Origin of the sequence: Enterobacter cloacae complex sp. FDA-CDC-AR_0132 (assembly GCF_003010695.1) — a bacterium.
GTDB classification, from domain to species: Bacteria; Pseudomonadota; Gammaproteobacteria; order Enterobacterales; family Enterobacteriaceae; genus Enterobacter; species Enterobacter ludwigii.
Map to the genome: position 1 here is coordinate 3,818,674 of NZ_CP027618.1, position 13,192 is coordinate 3,831,865.

18 protein-coding genes are annotated in these 13,192 nt (G+C 43.5%); 10 read left to right on the forward strand and 8 right to left on the reverse strand.

Annotated elements, in window-relative coordinates; translation table 11 throughout:
• Positions 1-121: 121 nt before the first annotated feature.
• The 6 genes from AM379_RS24215 to AM379_RS18530 all read right to left on the reverse strand — a co-directional run bounded on the left by AM379_RS24215 (position 122) and on the right by AM379_RS18530 (position 3,454).
• Positions 122-286 (reverse strand): YdaE family protein, encoded by a 165-nt coding sequence (locus tag AM379_RS24215; protein ID WP_181010267.1) that lies wholly within the window; start codon positions 284-286, stop codon positions 122-124.
• 399 nt (positions 287-685) lie between these two features.
• Entirely contained in the window at positions 686-883 is a 198-nt protein-coding gene (locus tag AM379_RS18515) for a hypothetical protein (protein WP_106504022.1), read from the reverse strand.
• 371 nt (positions 884-1,254) lie between these two features.
• Entirely contained in the window at positions 1,255-1,434 is a 180-nt protein-coding gene (locus AM379_RS24105) for a hypothetical protein (protein ID WP_158701858.1), read from the reverse strand.
• Between the two features lie 4 nt (positions 1,435-1,438).
• Positions 1,439-2,476 carry a serine/threonine-protein kinase gene (locus AM379_RS18520; protein ID WP_106504023.1) on the reverse strand — a complete coding sequence of 346 codons (1,038 nt, stop codon included), beginning with the start codon at positions 2,474-2,476 and terminating at the stop codon, positions 1,439-1,441.
• A gap of 1 nt (position 2,477) precedes the next feature.
• A complete protein-coding gene (locus AM379_RS18525) occupies positions 2,478-2,915 on the reverse strand; it encodes a hypothetical protein (protein WP_106504024.1) in 438 nt (145 codons plus the stop codon).
• Positions 2,916-3,061: 146 nt separating this feature from the next.
• Complete coding sequence (locus AM379_RS18530; RefSeq protein WP_045337422.1) at positions 3,062-3,454, reverse strand: helix-turn-helix domain-containing protein; 393 nt, start codon at positions 3,452-3,454, stop codon at positions 3,062-3,064.
• A gap of 99 nt (positions 3,455-3,553) precedes the next feature.
• Between AM379_RS18530 and AM379_RS18535 the strand changes: the two genes are divergently transcribed.
• From AM379_RS18535 to AM379_RS18555, 5 genes are all read left to right on the forward strand, one after another.
• Entirely contained in the window at positions 3,554-3,781 is a 228-nt protein-coding gene (locus tag AM379_RS18535) for a transcriptional regulator (RefSeq protein ID WP_106504365.1), read from the forward strand.
• Positions 3,782-3,783: 2 nt separating this feature from the next.
• On the forward strand, positions 3,784-4,335 hold the full coding sequence (locus tag AM379_RS18540) for a toxin YdaT family protein (protein WP_106504025.1): 552 nt from the start codon (positions 3,784-3,786) through the stop codon (positions 4,333-4,335).
• A gap of 84 nt (positions 4,336-4,419) precedes the next feature.
• Positions 4,420-5,337: a replication protein gene (locus tag AM379_RS18545; protein WP_181010268.1), complete on the forward strand. Its 918-nt coding sequence runs from the start codon at positions 4,420-4,422 to the stop codon at positions 5,335-5,337.
• Complete coding sequence (locus AM379_RS18550) at positions 5,334-6,020, forward strand: replication protein P (protein ID WP_106504027.1); 687 nt, start codon at positions 5,334-5,336, stop codon at positions 6,018-6,020. The genes AM379_RS18545 and AM379_RS18550 overlap by 4 nt, the downstream gene beginning before the upstream one ends.
• Positions 6,021-6,189: 169 nt before the next feature.
• Positions 6,190-7,176, forward strand: coding sequence for a DNA cytosine methyltransferase (locus AM379_RS18555; RefSeq protein WP_106504028.1), 987 nt, complete (start codon positions 6,190-6,192; stop codon positions 7,174-7,176).
• A gap of 15 nt (positions 7,177-7,191) precedes the next feature.
• Here AM379_RS18555 and AM379_RS18560 read toward each other — a convergent pair whose 3' ends face one another.
• Positions 7,192-8,175 carry a hypothetical protein gene (locus AM379_RS18560; protein ID WP_106504029.1) on the reverse strand — a complete coding sequence of 328 codons (984 nt, stop codon included), beginning with the start codon at positions 8,173-8,175 and terminating at the stop codon, positions 7,192-7,194.
• The gene (locus AM379_RS18565) at positions 8,162-9,337 is read right to left on the reverse strand and encodes a hypothetical protein (protein WP_106504030.1); all 1,176 of its coding nucleotides are present in this window, start codon (positions 9,335-9,337) and stop codon (positions 8,162-8,164) included. The genes AM379_RS18560 and AM379_RS18565 overlap by 14 nt, the downstream gene beginning before the upstream one ends.
• A 704-nt stretch (positions 9,338-10,041) precedes the next feature.
• Here AM379_RS18565 and AM379_RS18570 point away from each other — a divergent pair.
• The 5 genes from AM379_RS18570 (at position 10,042) to AM379_RS18595 (ending at position 12,658) form a co-directional block, all read left to right on the forward strand.
• Entirely contained in the window at positions 10,042-10,266 is a 225-nt protein-coding gene (locus AM379_RS18570; RefSeq protein WP_106504031.1) for a DinI-like family protein, read from the forward strand.
• 388 nt (positions 10,267-10,654) lie between these two features.
• Positions 10,655-11,257 (forward strand): DUF1367 family protein, encoded by a 603-nt coding sequence (locus tag AM379_RS18580; protein ID WP_106504032.1) that lies wholly within the window; start codon positions 10,655-10,657, stop codon positions 11,255-11,257.
• Positions 11,257-11,463, forward strand: coding sequence for a hypothetical protein (locus AM379_RS18585; protein WP_106504033.1), 207 nt, complete (start codon positions 11,257-11,259; stop codon positions 11,461-11,463). Before AM379_RS18580 ends, AM379_RS18585 begins: the two co-directional genes overlap by 1 nt.
• A gap of 2 nt (positions 11,464-11,465) precedes the next feature.
• Positions 11,466-11,828 (forward strand): crossover junction endodeoxyribonuclease RusA, encoded by a 363-nt coding sequence (rusA, locus tag AM379_RS18590; RefSeq protein WP_106504367.1) that lies wholly within the window; start codon positions 11,466-11,468, stop codon positions 11,826-11,828.
• Positions 11,825-12,658 carry an antitermination protein gene (locus AM379_RS18595; RefSeq protein WP_106504034.1) on the forward strand — a complete coding sequence of 278 codons (834 nt, stop codon included), beginning with the start codon at positions 11,825-11,827 and terminating at the stop codon, positions 12,656-12,658. Before rusA ends, AM379_RS18595 begins: the two co-directional genes overlap by 4 nt.
• The last annotated feature ends 534 nt before the right edge of the window (positions 12,659-13,192 follow it).

Consider the following 13,192-nt stretch of genomic DNA (forward strand, 5'->3'; position numbering starts at 1 on the left):
ATGTAAGATCCCCGGGCCAGAGATAGCGCCCATTGGGTGAACTTTGGTTTTTTAAGTAGTTTTCCGGTGTAACTTTGGTCGGGAGCACCGGACGTACGGGCCGCCTTGCGCGGCTTTTACGTTAGCTTTCGTGGGCCATCTGGTCGTAGGAAGCACAACGTTCAGAGCAGTATTCTTTTTCTTTGCGCGCAAGCTGTGCGCCGTTGCGATAGAGAAGGGTACTTTTGACTACTTCCTCCGGTTTAACCGGCTTGTCGCAGTAACCGCATTTCGTTGAGTTACACATCTGGATTCCCCTTTTGCGCCAGCAGGTAACAGAGCCGACGAAGAATCACTTCGAAGAAATTCAGTTTTACGGCCTGCTGCCGTCCTGGTTTGCGTGCGTAATCAATCATATTGATCTCCTTGTTATGCCTGTCTTTTTACCACTTCAGGCTCGGTGGTATACTGGAGTTCTCACACAACCAGTAAGGGTAAAAATTATGTCAGACAACCTCTTCAATTCAGGGCGAACGGTTGATTCCGTCGCATACGATCTCGCGCTAGCTCTCGCCTCAAAGGACCCGTCAATAAACACACCGGATGCTTTACTGGAAAAAGTCGAATCTCTCTTGCCAGAATGCGTGGCTATAGTGAGTCTCAGAAAACCTAAATACGCATACGGGATTGATATCGGCACTACGTATTAATCATTACCAAGAGCTGCCCGTGCAGAATCGAGGGCGGCTCTGGCCATTTTCATATAGAGGTAATGATCGTCTTCGCGAAGACTACCCATAGTGTCTTGCACTGCGTTCAGTGCAGCATCAGCAGCCTTCAATACCAGGTTGTTACTTGTCAGAATCGGTTTGACCTTAATCGCGTTTGACTCTTTATCGCTCATCTTAACCTCTCCTATTGGTTGCCTTATCGCCGGCCAGCGGAACGTTTACACCTGATGCGCGTTAATCTCTCCACCTCATCCGACTCTTCGTATGCCGTCGGCGGCTACTTCGAGGGCGTCCTGCCTTGGTGGTTCGTAGTGCGTGTGGTGATTAAACACAATGTTTAATCATATGTCAACATAATGAGTATTTGAAATTAAGTTTATTGTTTAGTCCTTCTTTGACATGCGGATTCTGTGAGATGCATTCGCAAAAAATGAAACTGGTTGTTGGTAGTACAATGCCTAAGAGGAAGGGTAAGAACGAATGTGATGGGGGATAGGCGAAAAAAAACCGGCTCGCAGGCCGGTTTTTTTAATGTTCATAAAAGCTACTTTTTGAAGTTTCTCATATCGAAATGACAACCAACAGAGCTTGAAAAGGCTTTGTTAATCATTTCTTTTCTGACGGATCCCTCCTCTTTAGAGATAGCATTGCTTTGACCATAAGGAGTAGCTGTTGTCAGCTTCTCTCTTTTAGGTGAGCTGGAAGGAATCACGTTTTTTTTCATGAGGTTAACTCTTCATTAAACGATACAAAACCCTACTGGAAGTTACGTCTACACAGTGTGAAGATACTTTTCTGGTTCTACCGTTACTATAGACCTTTCTGCAATCTGTAGTATTTTTTTCAGGATCAAGTTTTAAATGAAGGTTAGCATCATCTACTGGTTTTATCCACAGTATTTTGCCATCTTCATCTGGACCTAAATAACGCCAATCCAAGCATCCATCAGAAATTTTTGCTAAGTCATTAATAACGCTGAGAACGGACTGGTATCTTTCATTTGGATTGTGGTGAAGACACTTATTGATTATCTTAACAAGAGCTGGGTGTACATGGACTGGATAGTTCCTCGGAGGAAACTCTCCCTGTGCGAAGCGAGATTGTAAACGTTCTTGATCTTTTTCTGAGAAAAATTCTTGCACAGCATTCTGGAATTCTGCCTCGCCTACGGCCATTCTATAAAGAGTCATGCCAGCTTGATATATATCATAAGTAAAATTGAAGCGGTTTTGAGAAAGTATTTCAGGTGGTACGTGTGTCGTATAGAAAAGACTAATACTAGAAAGGCCATCGTCATCTATCTTGGCTGAAAGTCCAAAGTCAGTTAGAAGGGCTTCATCTCTGTCAGATAACATTATATTATTTGGTTTGATGTCAAAATGCATCAATCCCTTAGAGTGAATGTGATTCAGTCCACTTAAAAACTGAATTCCGTACCTAATTATTTCGCGACTTGTTAGATTCTTTTGTGCCATTAATGAACTTAGTGATCCATTTGAATAAAATGGCATGGCAATATAAATATTCTTATCATCTCTTGCAGCATAGCAAATTTGCACAATGTTAGAATGTGCACTAGCATAAAGCAACCTTGCTTCTTGGAAAAATTCTTCTGGTGCTATTGTTCCTTGATCTACTTGTTTAATTACAATCTCGTTATCAAGGTGCTCGTCATGCGCCAAAAATACCTTTGAGTTTTGGCCTTCTTGACCAATTTCCTTTAAGTATTTGAAAGACACATCAGCTTTTTGGTATGGTGTAAGCATGTTAATTTTCCACTGCTAAGGCTGATAGGATGGCTTCTTTTGTGTTGGCGTCATAATCTGATAGCTGAATTCCTCTGATTTCATCATCATTGAATTGAGCAATTGTTATACCAAGTCGAGAGCAGATTCCATTTTTTCTTAAGGTATAATATTGGGCCACATTGCTACTAGCAAAGGTCTCTTGAATAACGCCTTCAATATATAATCTTTCAATGTTTAAATTTTGGGTATTGCTTTCTGCAACTCGGATTGCAGCTGTATCAACACTATATTCACGTAAAATATCTAGTATGCTATTTCGAATGTACTTTAGCTTTTCAGGTATATTTAATGTCTGAGGTATGTTAACAACATCTACACACTTAAAAGTTCTCTCTTCTGTACAAAAAACCACAAAAGAGGTCTCTTTCGGAGCTGCGCGTACGCCTAAAATTCTCATAAATTATCCTTTAGAACGAAGCATTATATAATTTATTGCATTTTTATATCCAGTGAGTACCTGCATCATACGATTTTATATTTTAGATAAAACTTTATATAACACAAACACCTAGATACACCCTCGTATCATGTGACTGCATTACTTTAATCATCTTGTGATCGAATTCTGCCTTTCATGTACTTTTCGTATAGTTCGTCCAGTTCTTTCAGGCGCAACGCGAAGATACGAAGCATATTCTGCTGCTCTTCATCTGGAAGCTGACGGTAAAGTTCGAGCAGGCGTTGTTCATCCGGCTTTAGTCCGTTTTTTTCTCCTACGTCCTGACCAAGAAGCCACTCAAGGCTCACTCCAAGCGCATCCGCCAGTTTGATAGCTGAACTCTTACCAATTGTCCCACGTACAAACCAGTTGTTGACCGATTGAGCGCTTACGCCGCATATGCGGGCCATGTCTGATTTGGTCAACTTCTTAAGTTCAAGGATCTCATTGAGCCTCTGAACTTGTGGGTGGTTAATCTGATGTGTTTTTTCTTTCATGACTGGATTCTAAACCAAAAGTTTATAAGCTCAATTTTCATAATGTTGACATTATGATAAACAGAATGTTTAATGCATGCGTGTAAAATGGAGATGATCATGAAAGCAATTGATAAGGCAATTAACAAAGCAGGAACTGCCTCTCGCTTAGCTGAATTGCTAACCGTAAGCCCTATGACAGTCAGTCATTGGAGAAATCGCTATCAAGGCGTGGTACCAGCAGATCGGGTTCTGCCAATTTACGCTGCAACAGGTGTAACGCCCCATGAGCTGCGCCCCGATCTTTACCCAAACCAGACTGATGGTTTACCTAAACAGGAGCCTTAACCATGCAAACTGTTTCATTTCAACAGAGTAGCAGAGCTTCCTCTAATTCTCTGATATTCCAGTGTCATCAAAGCGAATCTACAGCGCAGGATATTGGTCATCGTGATCTCTGCTCTGCGGTCCGGGCGTGGGCTGCGGCAGAAGGGCGCGTAGCTGTAGCGCTTCAAATCCAAGAAGCAGCTGAAGAACTTCAACTTGATGGCGTGGATTTCTCAGGCCAGGCCGATGTCTGGAACGTGAAGCTGTTCCGTTGGTTGGACAACAAAGAAGACTCTGCATCGTACCGAAAGAACGTCGAGCAACTCGTGCCCGCGATCATGTCTGTCTTACCACTTCGATACCGCGACCGTGTCGTTAAAAACGACTCGTTTGCCTACCGCATGGCCAGGTTGGAAAAAGAGGTGAGTGAGGCGAAGCAAGCTCTGATGCTCGATGCACCGAAGAAGGAAAAGCTGAAGGAATTAGGCGAGGGGATTTTCGAAATGTTCAGAGTCGATCCTGACCTTACGGCACCGCTGCTGGCGATGGTCACCACCATGCTGGGGGCAATGTGAAGACTGCAGAAAAGGCGAAAGCCGCGGTGCTCGAACACCAACGGCTTTCAGGTGCAAAAACGGAGTGTAATTGCGGAGCTAAGTATGTCAAACACAGCTGAAATTATCAATTTCCCCCACAGAACTGAACAACCGGGAGGTCGTATGGCCGACCTGTCGAACGGGTATACCAAGGTCGCTAACGAGATCCAACAGCTTAAGCCTCGTCTGAGAATGTCAGGCCGGGAGTGGCAGTGTTTTGAAGCGGTGATCTGGCTTACCTACGGCTGGAACAAGAAACAGGACCGCGTTACGAACACGGTGATTGCCGAGCTTACAGGGCTGAGTGATTCCCACGTTTCGGATGCGCTCAAATCGCTCGCAGATCGCAAAATTATCTTCAGTCAGAAGCAGGGCGTGATGAAAACGGTCGGTATAAATACTGACCTTTCTGCCTGGATTTTTGACAAACCGAAATCGGGAAAAGTCTTCCCGAGATCGGGAAAAGTGTTACCGAAAACGGGAAAAACCTTCCCGGAAACGGTAGACACCCAAGACTATAACAAGAACAATATTAAAATATCCTCGTCTCGGAATTCTGACGAATCCCGAAACCAGAAAACTCAAAAGTTTCTCTTACGCCATCCAGAAGCTGCCGCCGGGATATACACCCCGGCAGGTAAATCATGGGGATCCGCTGACGACCTCAAGGCCGCACGCTGGATTTACGACAGGCTTCTCACCGTCAACGCATCGCTATCCGAACCCAACTGGGCTGAATGGGCAAATACCATCAGGCTGATGCGTGTCCAGGACAAGCGTACTCACTACGAAATCTGTGACCTGTTCCAGTGGGCCAACCGGGATGAGTTCTGGAAAGACAACATCCTGAGCCCCTCGAGTCTGCGAAAGCAGTGGGATCAACTCACAACCAAACGGCTGCGTGCAACCGGAACGGCAAAACCTTCCCGGGGCGGCATTGACCTGAATAACACCGACTGGATTGACGGGGTGCTGAAATGAAAAACCTCGCAGAGAACATTCGCAATTTTGATCAAGAACAGGCTCGCCGCGTGGCGCACAACTTGCCTGAGCAGTACACCGAGCGCGAACAAACGCAGCAGGTGGCGCAGATTATCAACGGGCTATTCGTACAACTGTCCGCCGCGTTCCCGGCAAGTCTGGTTAATCGCAGCCAGGAGGATGTGAACGAGATCCGCCGGCAGTGGGTGCTGGCCTTTAAAGAAAACGGGATCACCACTCTGGAGCAGGTCGAAGCCGGCATGCGCATGGTACGCCGACAGGAGCGTCCATTTCTGCCTTCGCCAGGCCAGTTCATCAAGTGGTGCAGGGAAGGGCGCAGCGTGCTGGGGATCACCACCGCTGACGTAATGGCTGAGTACTGGAAGTGGCGTAAGCTGGTGTTCCGGTACCCGAGCAGTGAGCAGTATCCCTGGCCGAAGCCGGTTTATTACCACATCTGCCTCGAGCTGCGTCGCCGCGGAACCGATGGTCAGCTCAGTCACAAAGAGCTTGAGCGTGAGGCTGGTGATATTCTGGATATGTGGGAAAAGCGGGTGCTGGTCGGGAAGCCGATTCCACCTGTTCGTCGTGCGTTGGCAGCAGCAGTAGCACCGAAGGGGCCGACGCCAGCTGAGCTCCTGAAAGCAAAATATGAGCGCTTGAAAAATTGTGGAAGGGTATGAGTATGCTAGATGCGTATGCTGTGAGTTGTTGGTTTTGTTGCGCTAAAGGTAGTGAATTTACAGCTTCGAGCGATATTTGCGCTTATCAACTATGAGCGTGCTTAGACACCAAAACATCTGCCAAAATGAAATATAATCGTTATAATACCCAATCTGCTTAGGGGGTAAAATGTTAAAAGCTGTATCACTTTTTTCCGGTTGTGGTGGTTCTGATGCCGGTTTGGTTAAAAATGGAATTGATGTTGTTATGGCAAACGACATACTGCCGTACGCTCGTGATGTTTATTTAGCCAATCTTCCTGAGACGGATTACCTTCTAACAGATATAAGAGACGTCAAGTCTTTTCCAATGGCAGATTTGCTGGTGGGATGCTATCCATGTCAAGGCTTTAGTCAGGGCGGCGCAAGAAAAGTCGATAGATCAATTAATTATTTGTACAAAGAGTTTGCAAGAGCCCTTTCTTTGATCAAACCAAAAGTCTTCGTTGTCGAAAACGTGTCAGGGATGCGAACAAGTACTTTTAAACATTTATTAAATGATCAATTAGATATTTTTTCTAAGGCGACGGAAACTGGGTATAACGTAGTATGGAAAGAAGTTAAGGCCAATGAGTTTGGTGTTCCTCAAGAGCGAAAGAGATTGATAATTGTTGGTTTTAGAAATGATTTGAATATGAAATATTCTTTTCCTGATCCAACTCATGGCCCAACAACTGAAAATGAGTATCTAACAATCCGTTCTGCTTTGCAAGGTTTGCCGGATTGGCCTGAAGGAGAATATTGTGAGGATATTTTCCACTGGTATTATCTTTCAAGGAATAGACGTTGTGATTGGAATGATGTTAGTAAAACTATAGTAAGTAATATGAGGCACATACCATTGCATCCGGTAAGTCCAAAACTTATTAAAATTGGTCCTGATCAGTGGCGATTTGAAACCGAGCAACCAGCCAGACGTTTTTCATTTAGGGAAGCTGCTCGGTTACAGGGATTCACTAAAGATTATACACAGCATGGTCGAGACTTATTGTTCCCGGATAATGATAAATTATCACGAATAAGTTTATTAAAAGAGCGTTATAAAGTGGTTGGAAATGCTGTGCCGCCTCCTTTATTTGATGCTATTATAGCAAACATTCCCAAAGAAGTATGGTAATCTGAGCCCTCGGGCTCAGACTTTTTCAATACAGTATTCAATTATTTCTTTTATTTCTTCATCCATTTTTACAAATTCATCAAGGTACTTCTCGTGTATTATAGTTAGACGTATCCTATCGAGGACAATACCTGCATCTTCACTAGCAGTTTTCAGCATTCCATCACATAGAACAAAAGGAGTAGTAAAAACTTTTACGCAAGAAACATAGCTAAGAGGATGGAAGAAATTCTGGAGCCTTTTTATATTAATATCTGAAAATTTAGTGTTCCAATTATTCCCACAGGCACATTGACCAAGCGCGAATAATAATCCATCTCTTCCATCAAAAAAGTGCTTCCAAGAAACAAAATCTACTCCTCCATCTTTTATTGGACCAGCATCACCGTTAGTAAGTCCAGCCTGAGGCATCCAATGCCACTCAAGCGTTCGGAAGTTGATAAGTCTTTTTAATTTCTTAAATAACTTCTGAAACTCTTTAGGGTTTCTGTCAGATCTTGGCCAACCTGTATGCATATGCTTTGCTTCCTCACCGAAGAATCTAGTAAAGATTGCACCCGCAAAAATTTCAAAAAAACGTGGTAGTCTAGTATTTTTTCCTTCGGTAATATTTTCTGCCATCGATATACATAAGCATAGAATATATGATAACGGATAAGATTTTTTTAGCCTTAAGTGATTATCCTCGTATATGAAAGGATAATTTCCCTTAAGAATTCTGGCTCTACGTTGTAATTCTTCTGCTACGTCGCTAATAATATTATCTTTGCCACGATCTTCAATCATCCATTCTTCTTCGGAATTTTTTAATTCATCGTCTTGATTTTCATCATCTAGAATTTCATCTTCTAAGGTTCCAGCGATTTGTTCATCAGCTATAGCATTATCAATAGTAGAAAATTTCTCTAAAAGAGCCGAAAATTCCACTTCATCTGCATCAGTACAAATCTTTTGATATCTATTTTTATCGCCCAAAAGTAAATAATTAGAATTCACCATCAAGCTCCTTACCAATAATCACATCATTTATTGAACCACGGAATTTACTAAATTGTCGGGAAAGTTGATCTAAACGTTCAGATAGACTAACGGCCGTTTCCTTGCTTATTTTATCTTTAATTACTCTTGAATGACACTCTTCTAAATGATCACTGATTTGAAACATCAGTTCAATAATTCTCTCTTCCGTGGGTTTGGAAAGAGCTTGAATTTCATCAACATTTTTCCCAGATTTAAGGTAGCGAACTTTTTCTTCGGAAGAAACTATTTCTGCCAGTAGACCTAATTTTCGAGAGTCATTAACTTGAGAATTTTTACCTGTTCGTTTATCCCCGAACATAGCTGTCATTAATAATTTTGCGTTATCAAGTTTCTCAGAGTTGATTGGTTCTATTTCTTTTTCTTCTGAGGAGAGTTGCACGAAATCTTGAACTGATTTGTATCCAAGTAATGTATATACCCATGAAAATGGGTAGGCAGAATTACTTCCTCTTCCTTTTTTTACACTGTCTTCTTTGGTGTATTTACCCGATTTTTCAAGCTGTTTGACAAAGTTGAATCCCTGTAAAAGCCGTTTAATGGTATTATGCTTATCTCCGATCATGGATGATATGTCACTAATACTCATTTCACCATCATTTACCGTACGTGAAATCCATGCAGCTTTTGCATATGAATCCCAATCTTTTGTCGAGACGATGTGACGAACACCTAAATAAGAAACTAATGGTTTATTATCCTGAGCACCCTCGAAAACAATTGCAGGAATTTTTTGGAGGCGATGTGAACCATGTTCATGGTAGTTCTTAATATATGACTTGAAAATATCAATTTGATCTCTAGCTCTGTCATCTTCTATTAGTATTAGGCAAGCTGATAATCTTCTATTACCCTCCATAACCGTATATTCTTTATCATTTATTTTTTTAACCACCATAGGTTCTGCTGAGAAATAACCATTGATTGCTATTGAACTTAAAACATCGGTAACGCCATAGTTTTTAACAATATTGTTAAGGATATCGGTTTGTGTGGCCTTTCCGGAATAATCCTCCCCAAATCGCGGGTTTCTTTCATCGAGTTTAAGATATTCAATGGGTAATTCGATAACTTGTCTGGATTTCAATACTTCAGGGCCTTTGTGTACATTTACTTTCGACATGATAAAACCTCTTTGAGTGATAAAATCTTGATTATACAATAAAAAATACACTTTGTTAATAGGTTGTTTAAGGTGTATTATCAAGCCAGTCTATATAATATGAAAAATAGGAATGACCAAAACTCAGTGATTATTTACGCTCAAGTATCATTGTCAGTTATTTAATTTATTTTTAGTGAAATGTCATCATTTGTTTTGATGATTTATCGTTATAATATTTTAGCATTTAATTATTTAAAAAGAAAGTCATCAATATCAGTGTCGTAAATTTATGATGTGAAAAATAACTTTAAATTCATTGTCTCGCCAATTAAATGTTCTTGTTCAAAATTGTAGAGATTATATATCTGAAGCAAATAGTGAACCCTCATATTATGAGACTATGTGATCATATAGTGAAATTTTGGCTGAATATATTAACTCTCTTGTGTGCATTTTGCGAAATTTATTTCAATCTGTCAATTTTTTTGGAGAAATTCACATTCAAAAATCTTAAGGGAAATTAAATTTTCCTAGCACCAAACATATGCCTTCATGTCTATTAAATTTCATCATATTCGTATTTAGGATATGTATATTGACTGTTTCGGGGCTTACTTAATCACAGCGATGGGCATTTGGTGCTCTTTAAACGTTGCAAAATCTGTGAGATACGTTTATAAATGTGCTGTATATATGTACAGTGATTCATTGCGGAGGGAAAAATGAAAATCGAGTTAGCCATTGATCGCATGAAGAAACTTCCTGATGGAGCTATACCTGCGCTCGAGTCAGAACTGCTCAAAAGACTCAGCAAACAGTTCGATGAATGCCAGCTTACGATTAAGCGTGCCTGTAATGACGGTTTGACTGTTTTCGGGGGCGACAAGAAAGAGGTCGAACATATCGTGCAGGAGACTTGGGAAAGTGTGGACGAGTGGCTTTATTAATCGCGTGAATTTCACTGGAGCAGTTTTGAAGAGTATCGCTTTTTGCGTTCCCCTGGCTGTTCCCGATTACTGTTTACCGCGTCAATAAGTCGCTCTGGGGGAAATAGTGTGTAGTGCAAATGCCTTTAATGCAGATGATCAATGGTACGACGTGGTCAGAAGGGCCGATAAAGCAGTTATCTACAGCTTCCCGGGGGAAGGGAGATATCTGGTTTATCGAGTAAATGGAATAGTTTCATTACGACCGTTACTCGAAGATGAAGAAATCTTCACTCTCAACGGGTTCATGCAATTTGCAAAACGGCTTGGGTACCGAATTACACCACCGTCTGATATTATTCTTTCATAGGCCTGAACACCCTATACCTGATGCGCCACGGAGAGAACCATGGCGCTAGAATTACAACTTATCAAACACCACTCAGGAATACTGATCCCGGCTACGCCCGAGACCAGCGATATTCTGCAATCCAAAACCCGGCTCGGCGATGTTCTTGTAGCCGAGTTCAGGCGGGTGCGTAACCCGGCATTCCATCGGCGCTTTTTCGCGCTTCTCAATCTCGGTTTTGAATACTGGGAACCAACCGGCGGGGCTATCTCTAGCAACGAGCGGAAGCTGATTACTGGCTACGCCAAGTTCCTGGCTTCTTATGGCGGTAACGAGGGGGCTCTGATCGATGCTGCTGAGCAGTATCTTGAACAAGTCGCATACCGGCGCGTCACGAATGGCATAAGCCTGTGCAAATCCTTCGATGCTTACCGCTCATGGGTGATCGTCGAAGCAGGGCACTTTGATGCCATTCAGCTACCCGACGGAACACTCAAAAAGCATCCTCGTAGCATCTCATTCGCCAACATGGATGAGCTCGAGTTCAAGCAGCTCTATAAAGCGGCGCTCGATGTCCTCTGGCGCTGGGTCCTGTCACGTTCATTCCGCAATCGCAATGAGGCCGAGAATGTCGCCGCACAGCTGCTTGGCTTTGCGGGGTGATGGCCATGAAATATACCTGGTTTCATCATACCGACTGCAGCACTGAACAGGCCGACGAACTGGTTAAGCGTTACAAAGCGCGCGGGGTACGAGTTGAGCGTAGCCTTAACCCGGATTACGTGACCTGGACTGTCAGTGCATTCCTTCCAACCTCAAATACACCAGCGCGCCCGGACAGCCGCTGGCTAAACCGGATGTGGGGGTGAGCGTGAAAACATATCAAATCACTTTGCCCTGGCCGCCGAGCAACAACCGGTATTACCGGCACAACCGCGGGCGTACACACATTAGCGCTGATGGTGTCGCGTACCGCTATACAGTCGCCAGCGTCATTCGAAGCGCCCGGCTAAATATCCGAACGGCCGCACCACTCAAAATTCGAATTGAATGTCACATGCCTGACCGTCGGCGCCGTGATCTGGATAACCTGCAGAAGGCATCTTTTGACGCTTTAACCAAGGCGGGGTTCTGGCTGGATGACTGCCAGGTTGTCGACTATCGCGTTGTGAAAATGCCTGTCGTTAAGGGCGGAAAATTAGAACTCACTATTACCGAGCTGGAGACCGCATGAATCTTGAAAATACCCTCAAATATCACTTCGCCAAATCGACGATGATTAGCGACTCTCCTCGTGCTACGGCATCAGATGCATTAACCGGTTCGGATATTATGGCTGCGATGGGCATGACGCAGGAACGGGCCGCCATGGGCTACAGTGCTTTTCTTGGGAAGATGGGCATTAGCAACAATGACCGGGAGAGGGCGATCGAACTGCTGGCCCATTACGCGCTGACTAAGTGCGACCGGGTTGCGGCATTACGGAAGCTTGATGCAGAGATTAAACCACTGGTGATGCACCGGCTGGCCGCCTTCGCGTTCGAAGACTATTCCCGCAGCGCCGCCAGCGTGAAGCAGTGCGATGGCTGCAATGGGGAAGGATTTATTGACGCTGAGGTATTCAGTATGAAGTCTCACACTCCGGCAAAAGAGAAGAAGTACGTGAAGATGTCTTTGCACATGTGTGTCGAGAATATTCGTCATTCTGAGTATGAGGTGCGCAGGCAGGTCAGGGAATTAGCGCGCATTCTCTGCCCACAGTGTAAGGGCAAGAAGGTTGTTAGTTGCGCCTGTAGAGATTGCCATGGACGCGGGAAAGCCGTTAATCAAGCTCTTACAGAACAGCAGGGCGTTCCGATCATGGCGGATTGCAAACGCTGCAGTGGTCGTGGATATGAACGAATCCCATCGACAGAGGCATACGCCGCGGTATGTCAGATAACGGATGCAATCAGCCTCGATACCTGGAAGAAATCTGTAAAACTCTTCTACGATCAGCTCATCACCAAGTTTGACATCGAAGAGGCTTGGGCTGATGCGCAGTTGAAGCAAATAACAAAATAGGGCGTTATTCTATCGCGAGCTATTTACTTTTCCCGAATCTGTGATAATTTTGTTCTAACGATGGGTTATTGCCTTCGTTTAAAGCCCTGCGGTAACCCCGTGGGGCTTTTACTTTTTGGCGGTGTATGAATTATTGGAGAGTTAACGCTGTAACTGAAGCCTCGCCACATTTAGTATCCATGGAAGAAGTAGCGAATCTTCAGGCCGATACACTTCACCACAGGCCAGACATAATGTTGGATTAAATATAGGACAGGTGGAACAACCAATGTCGCACCAGTTGCGCAGCCTGCGTATACCGCCGAGTCCTTTGCGATTAATGAATAATTTAGGTTTAGTGTTCCAAGATTAATTGCATTGGCTGTACTTGAACCTACAAATCCGGAGCCAAAAACAACCAGGAACACATAAAGTGATGCTGTTAAGAGCTTTAAAATTAGCCGAATGAATTTCACAATGATCACCTGCTGATTGATGTCATCTTTTTACACAAGAACCACCTGTTTAGCTAGCTTATGGCTTGAGTTGTTCTGT